This is a genomic window from Microbacterium sp. LWH13-1.2 (assembly GCF_038397735.1).
In the GTDB taxonomy this organism is placed as follows: domain Bacteria; phylum Actinomycetota; class Actinomycetes; order Actinomycetales; family Microbacteriaceae; genus Microbacterium.
In genome coordinates, this window is record NZ_CP151635.1 from 3,450,137 (window position 1) to 3,466,944 (window position 16,808).

Below are 16,808 nucleotides of genomic sequence, written 5' to 3' on the forward strand. Positions count from 1 at the left end.
AAGAAAGGCACTCCGTTGTCCGCACCACGCCCGACCATCCACTGGATCTACGCCCACCCGCAGGAGAACTCCTTCAACGCCCGGCTGTTCCGCGACGGGGTGGAAGCCCTCTCGCGCGACCACGACGTCGAGATCACCGATCTGTATGCTCAGCGGTTCGACCCCGTCCTCGCCGCCCAGGACCTCGGCGAGCCCCACGGCAGGGAGGGCAACGTCGTCGATCTCATGGGCGAGGCGTTCGCCGCGGGGCAGCTGCCAGCGGATGTGAGCGAGGAACAGCGCAAGCTCGGGGCCGCAGATCTCGTCGTGCTCCAGTTCCCGCTGTGGTGGTACGGCCCGCCGGCGATCCTGAAGGGGTGGCTCGATCGTGTTCTCACCAACGGGTTCGCATACGGCCCCGTCGACCCGAACACGGGTCTGCCTCTCCGCTACGGTGAGGGCCTTCTGTCCGGACGCCGTGCACTCGTGATCGTGACGGCCGGCGAGGACGAACGCTCCATCGGAGAGCGGGGCATCAGCGGGGATCTCGACTCGCTGATGTTCCCGCTCACCCACGGCACCCTCTGGTACACCGGCATAGAGCCGCTCGACCTGCACGTGGTCCACGACGCCGATGGGCTGGCGCCTGCCGGCATCGACCGGGAGAGCGCGCGGCTCGTCGAACGCCTCGCCGGGATCCGCGACGAATCGCCGAGCAGCCCGTATCGCCGGCTCCGCGACGGTGAGTATCACGGCACCCGCGCGCTCCGGGCGGACCTGCTGCCCGGGCGCACCGACCTCGGCATACACCGCGTCTCGGCCAGCTGAACGGCGCACCGCGCCTCTGCACTTTCGGTCCGAGCGGTGGCAGAGTGTCCCTGAAGGAGGCGGCACATGGGCGGAGCGATTCTGTGGGGCATCGTCGCGGCGTCGCCTCTGATCATCGGTGCGGCGCTCGCACTGCTGCGCACCTGGCCGCCGCGCTGGCTCGGCATCGTGCTCGGCTTCGGTGCGGGTGCCCTCATGGCATCCATCGCCTTCGAGCTGTGGGAGGAGGGCCTGGATCTCGCGGGTCCCATCCCGCTCATCGTCGGGGTCGTGGGCGGCGCGTTGGCCTACTTCATCGCCGACCGCATCCTGGATGCCCGTGCCGCGAAGTCGAAGAACCAGGGCTCGGGGGCCGGTGTGCCTCTCGCGCTCGGGGCGCTGCTCGACGGCATCCCCGAGCAGCTGGTGCTCGGCATCGGCCTCGCATCCGGCGAACCCGTGAGCATCGCCCTGGTCGTGGCGATCGTCGTCTCGAACCTTCCCGAGTCGATCGGCTCCGCCGCCGATCTGCTGAAGGGCGGCATGGCGAAGTCGCGCGTGCTGCTGCTCTGGGCGGGCATCTCGGTGATCTGTGCCCTGGCGACGGTCGCGGGTTTCGGGCTGGCGAGTGCGACGGGCGACGACTTCCGTGCCGGCGCGAGCGGCTTCGCGGCCGGTGCCCTGCTCGTGATGCTCGTCGACTCGATGGTGCCCGATGCTCAGGAGAAGGCCAAGCAGGTCACGGGGCTCGCGACCGTGCTGGGCTTCGCGCTCGCCGCGGGGCTCTCGCTCGCGTCCTGAGGCGGTGCGGACAAGAAAATCGCGATATGCCCCGCCTGTGGTCGAACTTCGGCGGGCACAGTCGTCGTCCGACGGGGGCAGTCGCATCTGCAACCACGGTCAGGGCCCGACCAAATGCGTGCGCGGGGGCAGCGGACTGAAAGCGGTGTCCCGCGCGCTATAGGAGCCCAACGCCCACGATGATGACGATGACGGCTGCTGCGTACGTGAGGACGTATGTGATGATCACACGCCGCTGTTCGACAGGCATGTTACGTGTGCGAGCGGGCGGAGCGGCCTCGACGGAGTGAGCTGGCTGCGTGCTCGTCTCGTCGCTGTTCTCGTTTGTCTTGTCGCTGTTCTCGGTCTGCCTTGCCCCGTTTCCCACTCGGATGCGGCCGACGATCATCCGCGCCACCGCGATCAGCGCGGTAGCGCCCCCGATCCCGATGAACAGCACGCCGACCGCATTCCATTCGCGACCAGGGAGGCACAGATCCGCCCACCCGGCGAACGTCCGTCCGAATCCGAACAACACGATGAAACCGGTCGTCGACAGCACCCATGGTGGCCCCGCATTCCAGACCCAACGTTGGAGCGCAGGGCCATCCCGATACACAGCCCGCCCCCACAGCACCAGCCAAGGGCTGAGCACGACTAGAGCGATCCCTGCCCCGAATGCCAGCAAATGCGCTATCCCTGCCGGAACACAACTCGAATCCATCGCACCCATCGCACCCATCACCAGTAGAAGTTGAACATGACCGCGCGGCACGCCCCTAGTCCGGTGGTTGCACCGAACGCGAGCTAAAGCCGCCGCCAGCACTGCAACCGACTCCAGCGCCGCCAGTGCCGGACAGGGTCGTGTCTCGTTTGGCCGCGCTCACACGGCCGACGACATCGCGTCAGCTATGCAGTCGATGGCGCGCTGAACCTCGCTCTCCGTCGCCCCCCGCAGGCCGGAACCGTTGGAGGGGATCACGGCGAAGGTTGCTTCTTCTCCGCTGGTGAGCGTGAGCGCCAGGCGGTTGAACGCCATGCTGTCTGCTGTTCGCAGCGAGATGCCCTCGATCTCGGCGAGTTCGATAGCTCGAACCTCTCCCGAAGCGAGGACTGTCGACTGTGTATGCACGAGGAGCTCAGCTCCGCGGATCAGTATCCATCCCTTGCCGGCGAAGGTTTTTCCCGTGCTCGGTCGGTCGAATTCTGCCTGCATGAACCCGAGCACCGGAGTCTCGCCACTTCGTCGCGCTACTCTCGCCATCGTGCGCAGCAAAGGCTTCCACCTCAGCGCACCGATGAGCGAAATTGCGATGAGTGCCGTTCCGAAGATCCCCACGACGACTCTGTCCGCCGTCGGCACGCCCTGCAACGTCGGCACGATGAGACTGGCGGCTCCCATGAGGGCAAGTGCCGCCAGCGCGATGTTTCGTGCCACTGTCGTTGAGGGCCCGATCGGTGCGCTGTGGATCAGTGAGTGCCATTCGTTGGACTTACGAGTCAATCTCGGGCCTCCTTGCGGCTCCTGGGAGCGAGGTGAGGAACATGACCGATCCCGTCAACGTTCCGAAGATCGCCGGCAAGCACCCCGCCCATCGGACCGCCTAGTAGGCCGATGGCGCTTCCAATAAGTGCGCCACCCGCTTGCAGCATACAGAGCGACAACTACTCAGCCCGCGATTCCGCGCACGCTTCCTCCCGTCCCAGCGAGACGCCGATCCGCCCGGTATCGCCGGCTATACACACCTCATCGGACACGGGAACACTGGCATAAACGTACGTGTGACAGGCGCTTGACTCGAGCGCAGCAGCAGAGTGCGCGCCAGCCTTCAACAAGCAGGAGCGTCCCCGCGAACGCTCGCTCGCCTGGTCACTAGCCCTGGCGTGCTCCCTGTCTAGGGTCGTAACAACACGGCCAGACTGTATGCTACGACGTCACTACGAAATTGCTTAGCCGCTTCAAGTACTCATGCGGAACGCCAAGGCGTCGGCAAGCATCGTTCTAGTTACGTCGACGGAGGTTCGTCGGAGGTTCGTCGGGCTTTCAGCGCACGAACACTACCAGCTATGCCATTGACGAACAGCGCCATGCCGATGGCCCCCGCGGCGACGGCTTCCGGTGGTGTGTCGCCCCGGGCCATGGTCGGAACGCCATCACGGGCGTCAAGCCAGTAGGCCAGGGCCAGAAGTAGCGCGCCCAACACGAGCGCGACCGGAAAGAGCCAGTCGAAACGACGACCATGCCCCTGTTCCCCTGCCATCAGCCCAGTCTATCCGCTAATAGAGCCGGCTCGAGAAATCTGTCTCATGTCAGCGTGCGGGAGTGATGAAGGAACGATGCCAGGCCAGCATGGTTCCGCGCGCTCCACAAAAAACAACCTTGCTCATCATTCCCGGGCGAACACCCCGGTGAGAATTGCTACAACTCCGATCGCAATGCTCACGATGCCAGTGAACCCCACCCAATACGCACTTGCTCTTTTACTCAAACTGTCACCGCGCTCGCCTATCAAATCTTTTTGCAGATTGGCGAGGAGGTTGTAAATCCTTCTTCGCCCTCGGAATATCAGAACCCCACCTACAATGGCAAAAATCCCAATCGCGATAACTATGTAATTCTCTATTGTCATGTTGAAATCCTCAATTCAAAAGAAGCGCCACGTAGCCATCGCGCTACACCCGATCCCGGCGCCAGCACTAGCGCCGCCGCCCCAGTACTGGTTCCCATCGGTGGCGAAGCTAAGATCTCCGTGACCGCCCAACGGTCCTGCAGATAGTGAGCACCCGACCGTTGCTGCCTCGATGCGGACGCCCGTTCCGTCGCTCATGATGTCGGCCGGACCCGGAAGGATGCCGAGGCGATCACGGATCGACGCGGGGATCACGATCCTCCCCGCTATGTCCAAGGTCGTCTGCGTGCCCTGACGCCACGGTCGCAGCGGTAGAGGCGACAGGGCTCACTGGAATCCCGGGTAGTCCTTCAACTTCTCCTCGAACTCCGCCTGGTCGCCCTCGCTCAGCACCGCGCTCGCGAGCACGACCATCTGCAGGCCTTCGAGCGGTTCTCCGGTGCGGGCGTTCTGCGCCTCGCGGGTCTTGAGGAAGTCGCCCGTCGGGTCGTTCGAGAGGTCGTAGATGTTGGCGTACAGCCGCATCGGGTCGGGGTAGTTGTCGGTGTAGTACTCCCACGTGTGCTGCTCGCGGGGGTCTTCGCTGCCGTAGAGCTTCGCGATCATCGACGGGTCGATGCCCGAGAACTCGCCGTTGAACGAGTACAGCGGGGGCAGCCCGTGCTCGGCCACGACCGAGTCGATCGTCGCCATCACGTCGAGCTTGGTGCTGTAGTCCTGGATCGGCTCGGTGGTCGCCCATCCGATCGACGTGTACTCGACGAGCATCGACTCCCCGCCGTAGCCGTTGCGCTCCGGGCGCAGGTCTTCGTCGCCGACCTGGACCCACTCGTATCCGTACTCCGCGGTGATGCGCTCGCGGATCTCGGCGAACAGGCCGTCGGCCTCCGCTCTCACCTCTTCGAGGGACTGCTGCTGCAGAGCATCCTGCGGATCGGTGCCCTTGATGCCGGGGTAGGCCTCTTCGTGCTTCTGCTCCTCGCTCTTCATGCCGTCGTAGCTGCCTGACGCGGAGGTCTGCAGCGCGCCGATGCCACCGACCGTGGCGACGTTGAAGATGAGCGTGATCCCGAGGGCGACCGCGGCGAAAGTGCGCCCGCGCGAGGTGAAGAGGGTGCCGACGATCACGGCGACGACCACGAGCTGCAGAGCGAGCATGGTGACGCCGTACAGGGTGTCGGTCGCGCCGACGGCCAACGTGATGAGCAGGACCACCGCGAACAGGATGCCGACGACCAGGGCGATCCACCCGAGCGCGTTCGCCGGCTTCTTCGTCTCGGATGCGGATGCCGTCGCGGTCGCCGTGGCCGACGGAGCCGGCGCACCGTACTGCGGCTGCGAGACGGGTCCGGCCTGGCGACGCGCATTGCGGTAGCCGCCGGGAGGCGGGACGGGAGGCGCCCCCTCGGTGCCGGCGACGTAGCGCGCCCGCTGCTTCTCGTGATCCATCACCATGGCTTGTCCGTCCCCGAGCCGCCGCTGTCATCGCCCTGCTGCTGATCGCGCTCCTGGGTGCCCTGCTCGAGCTGCTCCTTGAGCTCCTCGAGCTTGTCCTCTGAGGGCTGCGGCTGCGGCTCCCCCTGCTGCTCCTCGGGAGGAGCTTCCTGCTCGCTCTGCTGCTTCTGCTTCAGGCGATCCTCGAGGCCTTCCTTGCTCTCCTGCAGGTCGCGGTCGGGGTCGGAGGTCTGCTGCTGCGCCTCTTCGCTGTTGCACTCCTCCGGCATCTCGGTCGTGACCGTGAGAGCCTCGCCGTAGAGCGCGGCCGCGCCTGCACCGTCGCCGTCGGCACGGGCGGCATCGCCCATCCGCTCGATCACCAGGGCGAGATTGATGCGCACGCTGCAGACCTCGAGGCCGGTCGCGAGGTCGAGCGACTCCTCGAGCTTGCCGCGCGCCTCGGGCAGCATCTCGGCCCCGGTGAGAGCCGTGCCCACATTGAACGGGGCCTTGTACGGCTCGAACCAGTTGAGGAACTCCTGGCCGCGCGCCGAGGACTCCGCACCCGAGTAGTCGTCGGCGACATAGGCGGAGATCGACTGGTGCGCGAAGGCGTACATGCTCAGGATCTTGCCGACGAAGAGGAGCGCGGCGAGGGTCAGCGGCAGGGTTCCGATCATCACCCAGCGGCGGATGCGACGGCGTCGCCGATTCGATGCGAGCAGCGCGGCGGCGGCCGCTGCCCTCAGGTCGTCGGGGCCGGCGGAGGGAGCGGGGCCCTGACGGGTCGACAGGTCGGTCATGCGGCACCTCCGTCGGTGGGGCTCTTCTCGCGACGGGTGCGGGTGCGGGTGCGCGCGGACGGCGCCCGCAGCAGGCGCAGTCGGGCGACGAGCATGCTGGCCCGCGCGAGTTCGACACCGAGCAGGCCGACGACCACGAGGGCGGCGATCCAGTAGAGCTCGGTGACGTTGCCGACCGACCCGGACTCGGCGTAGTCCGTCGTGGTCGATGGCGCTTCGGGCAGCTGCAGCTCGGTGTCCGCCGTGCGGTGCTGGTACTCGACGCCGAGTTCGGCTGCGATCGCCTCGAGGTTGCCCTCGTCGATCACCGACAGGGCATCGGACCCCTGATACTCGATGTACTCGCCCGAATCCGATCCGTCGAGGCTGCCGGTCGTCAGCTGCATCGGGCCGCCCTCGGGCGTGCCGTAGCCGAGCACGGCTCCGGCATCCGTGAAGTTCTCGCTGCCATCGAACGGCTCGGGCGCCGAGGTGACGGTCTGCTCGCCGTCGCCGAAGTAGAAGACCATGCGCGAGCGGTCGGGCGAGGACGCCGCCGCGTTGGCGAGGGTGTCGGCGAGCAGCTGGTTCGCGATGCCGATCGAGCTGCCCCGCGACTGGCTCGTCACCTCGGGCCGCAGCACGTCGAGCGACGAGACGAGCGAGGTGGTGTCGGTGGTGAGCGGCATCCGCAGGTCGGCCGAGGCGTCGAACGTGATCAGCGCGAAGCGGGCTCCGGGGTATTCGTCGACGATGGTCTGCACGTCGGCTCGCACTCCGTCGAGACGAGGCCGATCGCCGTCCCAGTCCTCGGCGACGATGCTCGCGGTGGTGTCGACGACGAGCACGATGTCGGTGTCCGTCGCGAGCGTCTGCGTGACGCCGCCCGGGATCCCGGGGCGCAGGAACATGAAGAAGCACGCCAGCAGCATGACGAGCCGCATGACCCACAGCGCCTTGTCGCGGCCCTTCGCCTTCGTCAGGGCGATCACGGCGAGGGCCGCCACCGGCACGCAGAGAAGCACGAGGAGGAAGACGTTGAGGACGGGCTGGAAGATCACAGCTTCACCCTCCACAGCACCACGATGAAGGAGAGCATCGAGATCATCAGGATGACGATCCAGAGGTCCGGCGTGTCGGTCCAGACGACCTGCGCCTGACCCTTCAGCTCGGTCGCCTCCTGCTCCTGCACCTGCTCGACGATGTCGCTCACGGTGGTGGTGTCGCGCAGTCCGTAGGCGGCGCCGCCCGTGGCCTCGGCGGCCTTCGTGAGCTCGGCGCTGACGTCGGCGTCCTTGCCCTGCACGGGGTTGAGCGCGAACACCCGCACGTCGATCGAATCGGCGTAGGCGGCGGCCTCGTCGAGGGTCACGATCGAGGCGCCGTTGACCTCGTTGTCGGTGGCGAAGATGATCGAGCGCGAACGCTCGTCGTCGGGGTGGTCGAATGCCATCGTGCAGGCGGCGAGGCCGTCGCCGATCAGCGATGCGCCATTGCCGTTGAGCGTTCCGACCCAGTGCTCGGGGATCGGATCGTTGGCGTCGAAGCTCTCGCGGATGCTCTGCAGATGGCCGCGGATGAACTCGTAGTCGTCTGTCAGCGGGAAGATCTGCACGGGCGAGCTGTTGAAGATCGTCAGACCGATGCGCTCACCCTCGAAGTCCTTGAGAAGTTCCTCGAAGACCGTGAGCACCTCGACGTCGACCTCTCTCATGGATCCGGAGACGTCGAGGCACAGCATGATGTCGCGGCTCGTGTTGACCGGCTGGATCGTCTGCGACGACATCGGTCGCGCCGACACGACGCCGGCGGAGAGGGCCGCGACCACACCGAGCAGCAGGATGCCCGACAGCGCGAGCACTCGGCGGTTCAGCGCGGTGCGGAAGGTCGGCAGCGCGCGCAGGCGCTCGGCGCGGGCCACGCGAGCGCGCTCGTGTTCCTCGGTCTTCGCGCCGCTGCGCAACCCGACGACCACGCCGACGACGATCGCCACGATCACGACGCCCGCGGCGACGAGGATCAACCACCAGTTCGCTAGTGCCATGTGCGCACCACCGTTCTCGCGGCCTCGGCACCGGCGACCGGGTCGATCGCCGGACCCTGGCGGAAGATGCTGGGGTAGTAGTGGCGGCCCATCGCGTCGATCAGTGCGGGGTGCACCCCGCGCGACACGAGGTCGTCGAGTGCGAGCACCGGCGCCTCGAGCCCGCTGTACTCGTTGACGAACGTGCGCACCACGCGGCTGAACTCGAGGTTGGCGTTGCGGGCCGAGAGCGTGCGGGCGCGGTAGTCGTCCTCGATGCGCTGGATGCGGTCGAGGTACTCCACGCGCAGCTGCGACAGCACGTCGGTGGTGAGCAGCTGCGGACCCTGCGCCTCGCCGGTCAGGGTGAGATCGCGCCGGGGGCGCGTGAGGGCGACCAGCAGCCAGGCGGCCGAGATCAGCAGGATCAGGATGCCGAAGGCGAGCAGGATCCAGCCCCAGCCGTACTGGGCCGGAGGGTAGAGCTCATCAGAGCCGGGCATTCGACCTCCGATTCAGCAGCTGCAGCAGCTGCGAGACGGCGTCGTCCTGACCTGCCAGAACGCTGTGGCTGATCTCCATGCGCTTGAGGACCTCGGCGAGACGCGCGGCATCGGCCTCGGTCTGGGCGGTGAGCTCGCGGATGATGTCGAGGTCGCCCTGCACGAAGTCGGGCACCTCCCACATGCTGTCGACGTCGCTGCGGATCGTGTTCGTGGTGTGGTCGAGCACCGGATCGGCGTCGCTCACGGTGAGCCACAGCACGTCGTGCTGCACGCGCAGTCGACGCAGCATCCGTTCGGTCTCGTCGGTGACGGGAGCCTCGTCGGTGATGACGCAGACGATCATCCTCCGCGAGATCGTGCGCGTGACGTAGGACAGCAGGGCGTCGCGATCGCTCGGCGAGGTGCTCGAGTCGATCGCCTGGTCGATCGTGCGCAGCGCGTGCTCGAGGGCGCCTTCGCTGCGGCCGGGCGCACGTCGGCGCACGCGGTCGGAATCGCCGTAGACGAGCGAGAAGTCGTCGCCGTGGCGCAGGGCCAGAACGCCGAGGACGCCCGTCGCGAGGATCGCGAGATCCTTCTTCGACTTCTCGTCGTGCGCGAGGGCGGCCATCGACCTGCCCGTGTCGACCACGAACAGGATCGTGTGCATCCGCATCGCACGGTGTCTCTTGACCAGCGGAGTGCCCAGTCGTGCCGTGGCGCGCCAGTCGATGTCACGCACCTGATCGCCGTACTCGTACTTGCGCAGATCCTCGAAGTCGAGGCTGCGGCCGTGCAGCAGCGACGCGTAGGCGCCGTCGAGCGCGTGCAGCGACTTGCGCGACGAGTGGATGAAGAGCTTGCTCTTCACCTGGGTGATCAGGCTGGCCATGGCGGGATCAGGGTGTGGGGACGGACGCGAAGATCTGGTCGATGATCTCCTCGCTGCGGATGCCCTCGGCGTCGGCCTCGAAGGTCAGCAGCACGCGGTGACGGAGCACCAGGTGGCGGAGCGAGCGGATGTCCTCCGGCAGCACGTGAGCGCGTCCGTTCAGCAGGGCCAGCGCGCGGGATGCCTGCAGGAAGGCGATGCTCGCACGGGGGCTCGCTCCGTACTTGATGAAGCGGGCGCGGTCCTCGCCGATGTAGGGCGCGGGGTTCCTGGTGACATAGGCGATCGAGACGATGTAGTTGCGGATCGCCGGGTCGACGTAGATGCGGCTCGCGACGTCCTGCAGCATGTGCACGTCGTCGAGGCTGATCGCGCTCGAGACGTGACGGTCGGGGTCGAGCACGCCGGAGTCGATGCGTCCGAGGATCTCGAACTCCTCGGCGGGGCTCGGGTACTCGACGATCTCCTTCAGCAGGAAGCGGTCCATCTGGGCCTCGGGCAGCTCGTACGTGCCCTCCTGCTCGATGGGGTTCTGCGTCGCGATCACGAGGAACGGCTTCGGCAGGTGGTGCACCTCTCCGCCGATCGTGGTCTGGTGCTCCTGCATCGCCTCGAGCATGGCGCTCTGGGTCTTGGCGCTCGAGCGGTTGATCTCGTCGAGCAGCACGAAGTTGGCGTGCACGGGGCCGAGCACGGTGCGGAACGATCCGGTCGCCGCGTCGTAGATCTGGTTGCCGGTGATGTCGCTGGGCAGCAGATCGGGGGTGCACTGGATGCGCTTGAACTGCGCCTTGACCGTGTCGGCCAGCGTGCTCGCCGCAGTGGTCTTCGCGAGCCCCGGCACGCTCTCGAGCAGGATGTGGCCGCCCGCGATCAGCGAGATCAGCAGGCTCATGCGCAGCCGCTCCTGGCCGACCATCTTCGCGGAGTACGCGTCGGAGACCGTCTTGAGCACCTCGCTCGCGCGGCGGAGCTCGGCCTCGGTGGGCGCCTCGGACTTCTTCGACGCCGAGGACGATGCGCCGGGGGCCGGGGGCGCCGCGGCGGGAGGCCCGGGGGGAGGCGGCGGCACGGACGGGCCACCGGCCGATGCAGGGAATGGCTGAGTCATGGTGTCTCCTCGCTTGCGCGGGGGAGGCGCGTCACGCAGATCCCCCCTGTGAACAGCGTAACCGCACGATGTCGGCGTCCCGCCAGAGGGAGAGCGACGCACCTCTGAGGACGAGGGGTGCGTATATCGCAGGCGTCGGCGCGGGCATGGTTAGCTGGAATCCCGCGTGGAGAGACGAGGAACGATCATGGTGCAAGCGAGCGAGCTGCCCCCGGTGCTCTATGTGCCGCTGGCCGAGGAGACGGCGGACCCGGCCGAGGCACAGCTCGAGTACCGGTTGACGAAGGACGGACGCAAGGCGCTCCTGGCGTACTCGGCGTTGGACAGGCTGCATCGTGGCATGGGCGTCGAGCAGCCCTGGGCGCTTGTGCCGACCGTTCAGCTCGAGAGCTTCCGGGAGGTCGATCAGTTCGACACCGTGGTGCTCGACATCGTCATGCCGGTGCGTCTGCGCAAGGGTGCCGAGGGCGATGCCGCGCGTGAAGCGGAATCGCGCGAGCACTCATGATCCGGGCGGATGCTCAGGCGACTGCGAGCGGTATCTCTGCTCTTCGCATCGGGACTGAGGACTTCGATGCGACGCTGGCCGCAGCGAATCCGAGCGGCGGAGATCTCGGTGCGGCAGCGGCCGTGCTCGCCGATGTTCTCGCGCTGACGACGGACATCGCTCTCCGTCTGGTCGTAGAAGTGGACACCATCACGGACGCTGTGCAGGCCGCCGTCGACGACCTCGGGGCGATGGAGGACTTCGCGAAGGCTCGAGTGTCAGAGCTGGGGGCGGGCCTGCGATGAGCTCGGTGCAGGAAACCAGGATCGAGGGTTCGCCCGACGACATCGAGACGATCGCTATCTTCTTGAAGAACAAGGTTGCCGGCGGCGCCGAGAACTTCTCGAGCGACATCTCATCGGCGCGAGCGACGACGCTGGACGGCTGGGCGGGTTCAGGAGCCGATGCGTTCTCGGAGACGGTCTCCACAGCGAACACGTCCGTTGCGACGTATGGAACCGAGGCGTCCTCCGTAGGCCGGTCGGTGCTCGTGCTCGCAGATGCCCTGCGGGACGCTCAGAGTCGTATGACGGGCGCATTGGCCACTGCATCGGCAGGAGGGCTTGCGGTGTCGGGAACGCAGGTGCATCGACCTGGCAATGCCCCGACGCGCGAGTACGAGCCCGATGCGCCGGATACGGAGACGGCGTCCAGCGCCACCGCGACAGCGGCCCATGCGGCCAAGGTCCAGACGTGGAACACGGTGGTCTCGGAGGCCGAGGCGGCGAACACCCAGTGGCAAGAAGCCCTCGACACGTTCGCGGCGACGTGGGCGGCGTCCGGAGCGAACATGCTCACCGTGCTGACGGGGCTTCTCACCGGTGCGATCACGGGCGGCGCACTGGCCAATGCCGCCTTCCGTCTGACGAGCACGAAGGTGACGAACGCCGAGCGGCTGGCATCGCTGACCAAGTCGTTGGAGAGTGCGAGAACGCCCTCGGGAGCGATCAACGGTCCGAAGTCGAACTTCTACAGTCTGTTGGACGAGACCGACGACGTCGCGAAGCTGCTGTCGAAGACCGACGATCTGCTCGTCGGCGGCGAGAAGGGTCTGATGGGCACCCTGCGCGCGGGGGCGGCGATCAGCAAGGGCTTGGTCGTGCTCGGTGTCGCGGGCACCGGCTACGCGATCTACGACGACATCGCCAACGGCGGTGAATCCTGGCAGCAGGCTGCGGCATCGAATATCGGTGGCATGGTTGCGGGGATCGGGGCCGGGGCAGGCACCGGAGCGATCATCGGCTCGTTCATCGTGCCGCCGGTCGGCACTGTCGTCGGCGCTGCGGCGGGGGCCGTGGTCGGCGGGGTCGTCGGCGTCTTCACGTCCGGGATGATCGACGGCATGTTCGAGGGTGCAGGGAACGTCTTCGAGTCCGGATGGAACGAACTCGTCGACACCGGCGAAGCGCTGGGCGATGCGGCCGGGGCCGTGGGCGACGCTATCGGCGGTGCCTGGAACTCGATCTTCGGATGATGCGGGAACGATGAAGCAACCCCGAACGATGCCGCGCAGTGCGCTCGATCTCACCATCGGACGTCCGCTGTGGGTGGCCGTGGTCGTGCTGAACGTGATCCTCGCGGCCGTCGCCACTGTGCTGTGCGTCTGGACATATCTGCAGGACACCGCATCCATGCGTCCGATCCTGGGTGTGCTCATCGCCGTCCCCGCGCTCTGGTGGGTGATCGCGGTGACGCTGTGGCTCACGACCCTGACGCGCCGACGCGTCGGTTCGGAGGACATCAGTCGGGCGAGTGCGAGCGTCCCCGGGGGGATCCTCCTTCCCGGATCGAAGCTCGTGCCCGCGATGATCCTCGTCGCCGCGCTCGCCGCGGCGTCGACTTTCGCGGTCGCCGCGGTGACCGTCGGCGGTGCGTGGAGTGTGGTCTGGGCGGTGCTCGCCGTTCTGCTGCTCGGTCCGATCGTCAGTCACCTGATCTCGCTGCGACAGCCTCGGCGGCTGTTCCTGCATCCTCGCGGGCTCGGATCCGCGACCTTCCACCTCGATGCCGAAGTGCACTGGGATGACATCCAGAGCATCGACGTCGGCGTCGGGATGAACAACTCGATCGTGCTCAAGGTCGCCGTGCGCCCCGGGGCCGTCACCTATCAGGAGCGGTGGCGTCATCCGTTCTCGCGCAGGCGCGGCGTGATCGACGTCGACCCCTCAGCACTGGGGGTGGACGGGACGCTCCTCTGGCTCGCGCTCCGCCTCTACCGCCTGGATCCGTCGACCCGGGAGGAGCTTCGCGGAGACCGGGTTCCGGTCCGGCTTCTCGATCCGCGGGAGGCCGTGGCCACGACCCCGCAGCATGTGAGTGCTCCGGTGCTCTCGGTGTTCAGCCCCGAGGGCGCGATCCGCTAGGGGTGTCCGTCGCGCTGCCGCGCCGGCGTCCGACCCAGACCACGAAGCACGCGACTCCGATGATGGCGATCGCGATCCCGACGATGTATCCCGAGACGCCGAGGTAGCCGCCGGGCACGAGATGCGGGTCGAGGAACGGGTACGGGTACCACCACGGGTCGCCGGTGGCGGGGGCGATGATGAAGTTCGCGCGGACCATCGTGTACACGGCCCAGGCGATCGGGAAGAGGGCAACGATGGCGACGGCGCTCCAGCCGAGTGCGCGTCGGCGAGGGGCGAACAGCAGGTCGGCCAGGAGGAACAGCGGGATGACGACGTGCAGCACTTCGTTCGACCACGGCACGGTCACGCCCTGGGGCAGCTCGACGCCTCTGAGAAGCGTGTTGTAGACGATGCCGGTGACGATCATGTAGGTGCTCACGCAGGCCAGGGCGATTGCGAACCATGTCGGCTCGGGCTCGGTGCCGCGTCGGCGGCGCAGCGCCCAGATCGCGCCGATCGCCAGAACGATCACCGCGAGCACGTTCGACAGGATCGTGAAGAAGCTGAGGAAATTCGCTACGACAGTCGGGATGTGCTGGCCCCACTCGGTGGTGGCGTTGAGCGCATTCTCGATGCTTCGGGAGAGCTGAGCGACGATCGCCGCGAGTCCGAGCGCTGCTGCTGCGAGTCGTGCAAATGGCCACCAGGTCGTCATATTCGCCTCCGCGCACACTTTAGCGGTCACGAAGCACGCGGAGGCTAGACCGATATGTCGATATGTCGGTAGCGTCAGCGGGAGAGCACATCGCGGGGCCGGGAGGGGCACATGAGCGAGGGCACGGCGGGGACGACGACAGGCACGGAGACGCGAAAGCGGTCATGGCGGGGGAGGGCGGGCCTCAGCATCCAGTCGAAGCTGCTCATCATGCTGCTGGCGGTGAGCCTCGTCTCGTCGGTGATCGTGGGAACGATCGGCTTCCTCAACGGACGCCAGTCTCTGCACGACTCCGCGGTCGACCAGCTCATCACCATCCGCTCGATGCGCGCCGCCGAGATCACCGATGCCCTCGAGACGGTGAAGCGCGACGCCTCGCTGAATTCGCGCAACCTCAGTGCGCAGAACCTGTCGACCTCGATCAACGAGGGCTTCGAGGAGCTGCAGCAGGAGCAGCCCGAGCCGGGCGAGCGCGAAGGGCTCGAGGCGTACTACGCGGACGTGTTCATCCCGAAGCTCGAGGAGCGTACCGGCGACGAGTACGGTGACAGCGCGTTCATCCCCGATTCGGTGGCCGGTCAGCACCTGCAGTACCACTTCACGACGCAGAATCAGGACTTCGACGCCGACTACGACACTCTCCTCAACGACAACGATCCGGACGACGGAACCCTGTACGGCGAGGCTTCCGTGAGGTACGGCGACTACTTCACGCGACTCGTGCAGGAGGCGGGCTACGAGGATGCGCTGCTGATGAACCTCGACGGCGACGTCGTGTTCTCGGCCTACAAAGGGCCCGAGCTCGGCACCAATCTGCTGACCGGGCCGTACCGTGAGACGGTTCTCGCCGGCGCCTATTCGGATGCGATCGCGACGAACTCGGTGAACACCGTGATCCTCACCGACTTCGAGCGATGGATCCCGTCGCTCAACGTGCCGACCATGTGGGTCATCTCACCGGTGGGGAACGACAGCCGCATCACCGGGGCGATCGCGTTCCAGGTGTCGATCGACACGATCAACGGCCTCACCACGGGGTCTGAGGGCTGGAAGGAGCAGGGTCTCGGGGACACCGGCGAGGTCTACCTCGTCGGTCGCGACGACCTGATGCGCAGCAACTCGCGTCGGCTCATCGAGGACCCCGAGAGCTACGCCGAGATCGCGATCAACGGCGGGGTGCCGCCGAGTGTCGCCGAGCGGGCGGTCGAGATCAACGGAACGGTGCTGCTGCAGCAGGTGAACACGCAGGCGGTGACGGATGCTCAGGCCGGCCGCAGCGGTACGACGGTCGGCCGCGACTATCTCGGCCGCGAGAGCGTGACGGCGTACGCGCCGCTCGAGGTCGAAGGCCTTGACTGGGTGATCATCGCGCGGATCGACTCGGAGGAGGCATTCGCGCCGGTCAGCGACTTCACCCGCACGGTGCTGCTGTCGCTGCTCGGCATCCTTCTGGGCGTCTCGCTGCTGTCGCTGCTGCTGGCCCAGGTGTTCACGCGCCCCGTGCACAGACTCGTCGCTGCGGTCCATCGCGTCGCCGAGGGCGATCTCGACGTGCAGGTGCCGCAGGGCGCGCGCGATGAGTTCGGCGATCTCGGCAGTGCGTTCAACGACATGGCGTCGAGCCTGCGCATCAAGCAGGAGCTGATCGACGAGCAGCAGGCCGAGAACGAGAAGCTGCTGCTCACGCTGATGCCCGAGAGCGTCGCCGCGAAATACAAGCAGGGTGACGAGGCGATCTCGGAGGCGCACGAGAACGTGTCGGTCGTGTTCGCCGAGCTCGTCGGCTTCGACGACTACACCCGCGGCCTCACCACCGAGCAGGAGATCGGTCACCTCAACACACTGATGCGGGGCTTCGACGAGGCGGCCGAGAAGGCGGGCGTCGAGAAGGTCCGCACCCTTCGCGGCGGCTACCTCGCCTCGTCCGGGCTCATCGTCCCTCGCGTCGACAACGTGCGCCGCAGCGTCGACTTCGCGAGGAACCTGCTCGGCGTCATCGAGCGGTTCAACGCGCAGAACGGGTCGACGATCGGGCTGCGTGCGGGTGTCGACACCGGCACCGTGACGAGCGGACTCGTCGCGAGGACGACCCTCGCCTACGATCTCTGGGGCGACGCCGTGAACCTCGCCTACCGGGTGCGCTCGGTGACCGGCGAGCCCGGCGTGTACGTGAGCCAGACCGTCTACGACCGCACACGCGAGATCTTCACCTTCACCGAGGCGGGCACCGTCGAGGCGCACGGGAAGAGCGAGACCGTCTGGAAGGTGAGCTGAC

General features: G+C 67.0%; 20 protein-coding genes. 7 read left to right on the top strand and 13 right to left on the bottom strand.

Annotated features, from left to right (window positions below; all coding sequences use genetic code 11):
• Positions 1–15 precede the first annotated feature (15 nt).
• Positions 16–807 (top strand): NAD(P)H-dependent oxidoreductase, encoded by a 792-nt coding sequence (locus MRBLWH13_RS16625; RefSeq protein ID WP_341956019.1) that lies wholly within the window; start codon positions 16–18, stop codon positions 805–807.
• 66 nt (positions 808–873) lie between these two features.
• Positions 874–1,587 carry a hypothetical protein gene (locus MRBLWH13_RS16630; protein WP_120494775.1) on the top strand — a complete coding sequence of 238 codons (714 nt, stop codon included), beginning with the start codon at positions 874–876 and terminating at the stop codon, positions 1,585–1,587.
• Between the two features lie 157 nt (positions 1,588–1,744).
• On the opposite strand, the gene MRBLWH13_RS16635 is transcribed toward MRBLWH13_RS16630, so the two are convergent.
• The 12 genes from MRBLWH13_RS16635 to MRBLWH13_RS16690 form a co-directional block, all read right to left on the bottom strand.
• Positions 1,745–2,311, bottom strand: a complete 567-nt coding sequence (locus MRBLWH13_RS16635) for a hypothetical protein (RefSeq protein WP_341956020.1) — start codon at positions 2,309–2,311, stop codon at positions 1,745–1,747.
• A 138-nt stretch (positions 2,312–2,449) separates the two neighbouring features.
• On the bottom strand, positions 2,450–2,929 hold the full coding sequence (locus tag MRBLWH13_RS16640) for a hypothetical protein (protein ID WP_341956021.1): 480 nt from the start codon (positions 2,927–2,929) through the stop codon (positions 2,450–2,452).
• 643 nt (positions 2,930–3,572) lie between these two features.
• Positions 3,573–3,827 (bottom strand): hypothetical protein, encoded by a 255-nt coding sequence (locus tag MRBLWH13_RS16645; protein WP_341956022.1) that lies wholly within the window; start codon positions 3,825–3,827, stop codon positions 3,573–3,575.
• 126 nt (positions 3,828–3,953) lie between these two features.
• Positions 3,954–4,196 carry a hypothetical protein gene (locus MRBLWH13_RS16650; RefSeq protein ID WP_341956023.1) on the bottom strand — a complete coding sequence of 81 codons (243 nt, stop codon included), beginning with the start codon at positions 4,194–4,196 and terminating at the stop codon, positions 3,954–3,956.
• Positions 4,197–4,211: 15 nt separating this feature from the next.
• Complete coding sequence (locus tag MRBLWH13_RS16655) at positions 4,212–4,451, bottom strand: hypothetical protein (protein ID WP_341956024.1); 240 nt, start codon at positions 4,449–4,451, stop codon at positions 4,212–4,214.
• Positions 4,452–4,523: 72 nt separating this feature from the next.
• The gene (locus tag MRBLWH13_RS16660) at positions 4,524–5,651 is read right to left on the bottom strand and encodes a hypothetical protein (RefSeq protein WP_341956025.1); all 1,128 of its coding nucleotides are present in this window, start codon (positions 5,649–5,651) and stop codon (positions 4,524–4,526) included.
• Positions 5,645–6,436, bottom strand: a complete 792-nt coding sequence (locus tag MRBLWH13_RS16665; RefSeq protein WP_341956026.1) for a hypothetical protein — start codon at positions 6,434–6,436, stop codon at positions 5,645–5,647. The genes MRBLWH13_RS16660 and MRBLWH13_RS16665 overlap by 7 nt, the downstream gene beginning before the upstream one ends.
• A complete protein-coding gene (locus MRBLWH13_RS16670; RefSeq protein WP_341956027.1) occupies positions 6,433–7,491 on the bottom strand; it encodes a VWA domain-containing protein in 1,059 nt (352 codons plus the stop codon). The genes MRBLWH13_RS16665 and MRBLWH13_RS16670 overlap by 4 nt, the downstream gene beginning before the upstream one ends.
• Positions 7,473–8,459 carry a VWA domain-containing protein gene (locus tag MRBLWH13_RS16675; protein ID WP_341956028.1) on the bottom strand — a complete coding sequence of 329 codons (987 nt, stop codon included), beginning with the start codon at positions 8,457–8,459 and terminating at the stop codon, positions 7,473–7,475. Before MRBLWH13_RS16675 ends, MRBLWH13_RS16670 begins: the two co-directional genes overlap by 19 nt.
• Positions 8,450–8,941 (bottom strand): hypothetical protein, encoded by a 492-nt coding sequence (locus MRBLWH13_RS16680; RefSeq protein WP_341956029.1) that lies wholly within the window; start codon positions 8,939–8,941, stop codon positions 8,450–8,452. Before MRBLWH13_RS16680 ends, MRBLWH13_RS16675 begins: the two co-directional genes overlap by 10 nt.
• On the bottom strand, positions 8,928–9,815 hold the full coding sequence (locus MRBLWH13_RS16685) for a DUF58 domain-containing protein (protein WP_341956030.1): 888 nt from the start codon (positions 9,813–9,815) through the stop codon (positions 8,928–8,930). The genes MRBLWH13_RS16680 and MRBLWH13_RS16685 overlap by 14 nt, the downstream gene beginning before the upstream one ends.
• Before the next feature lie 7 nt (positions 9,816–9,822).
• Positions 9,823–10,926, bottom strand: a complete 1,104-nt coding sequence (locus MRBLWH13_RS16690) for an AAA family ATPase (protein ID WP_341956031.1) — start codon at positions 10,924–10,926, stop codon at positions 9,823–9,825.
• A gap of 187 nt (positions 10,927–11,113) precedes the next feature.
• Here MRBLWH13_RS16690 and MRBLWH13_RS16695 point away from each other — a divergent pair, with 187 nt between their 5' ends.
• The 4 genes from MRBLWH13_RS16695 to MRBLWH13_RS16710 are packed head-to-tail and all read left to right on the top strand — an operon-like array spanning position 11,114 to position 13,836.
• Positions 11,114–11,434: an SAV_915 family protein gene (locus MRBLWH13_RS16695; RefSeq protein ID WP_341956032.1), complete on the top strand. Its 321-nt coding sequence runs from the start codon at positions 11,114–11,116 to the stop codon at positions 11,432–11,434.
• Entirely contained in the window at positions 11,431–11,718 is a 288-nt protein-coding gene (locus tag MRBLWH13_RS16700; RefSeq protein ID WP_341956033.1) for a hypothetical protein, read from the top strand. Before MRBLWH13_RS16695 ends, MRBLWH13_RS16700 begins: the two co-directional genes overlap by 4 nt.
• The gene (locus tag MRBLWH13_RS16705; RefSeq protein WP_341956034.1) at positions 11,715–12,947 is read left to right on the top strand and encodes a hypothetical protein; all 1,233 of its coding nucleotides are present in this window, start codon (positions 11,715–11,717) and stop codon (positions 12,945–12,947) included. The genes MRBLWH13_RS16700 and MRBLWH13_RS16705 overlap by 4 nt, the downstream gene beginning before the upstream one ends.
• Before the next feature lie 10 nt (positions 12,948–12,957).
• The gene (locus MRBLWH13_RS16710; RefSeq protein ID WP_341956035.1) at positions 12,958–13,836 is read left to right on the top strand and encodes a hypothetical protein; all 879 of its coding nucleotides are present in this window, start codon (positions 12,958–12,960) and stop codon (positions 13,834–13,836) included.
• Here MRBLWH13_RS16710 and MRBLWH13_RS16715 read toward each other — a convergent pair.
• Positions 13,811–14,533, bottom strand: coding sequence for a Pr6Pr family membrane protein (locus MRBLWH13_RS16715; RefSeq protein ID WP_341956036.1), 723 nt, complete (start codon positions 14,531–14,533; stop codon positions 13,811–13,813). The two genes, MRBLWH13_RS16710 and MRBLWH13_RS16715, sit on opposite strands and share 26 nt — an antisense overlap.
• Positions 14,534–14,644: 111 nt before the next feature.
• Between MRBLWH13_RS16715 and MRBLWH13_RS16720 the strand changes: the two genes are divergently transcribed.
• Positions 14,645–16,807: an adenylate/guanylate cyclase domain-containing protein gene (locus tag MRBLWH13_RS16720; RefSeq protein ID WP_341956037.1), complete on the top strand. Its 2,163-nt coding sequence runs from the start codon at positions 14,645–14,647 to the stop codon at positions 16,805–16,807.
• Position 16,808 lies beyond the last annotated feature (1 nt).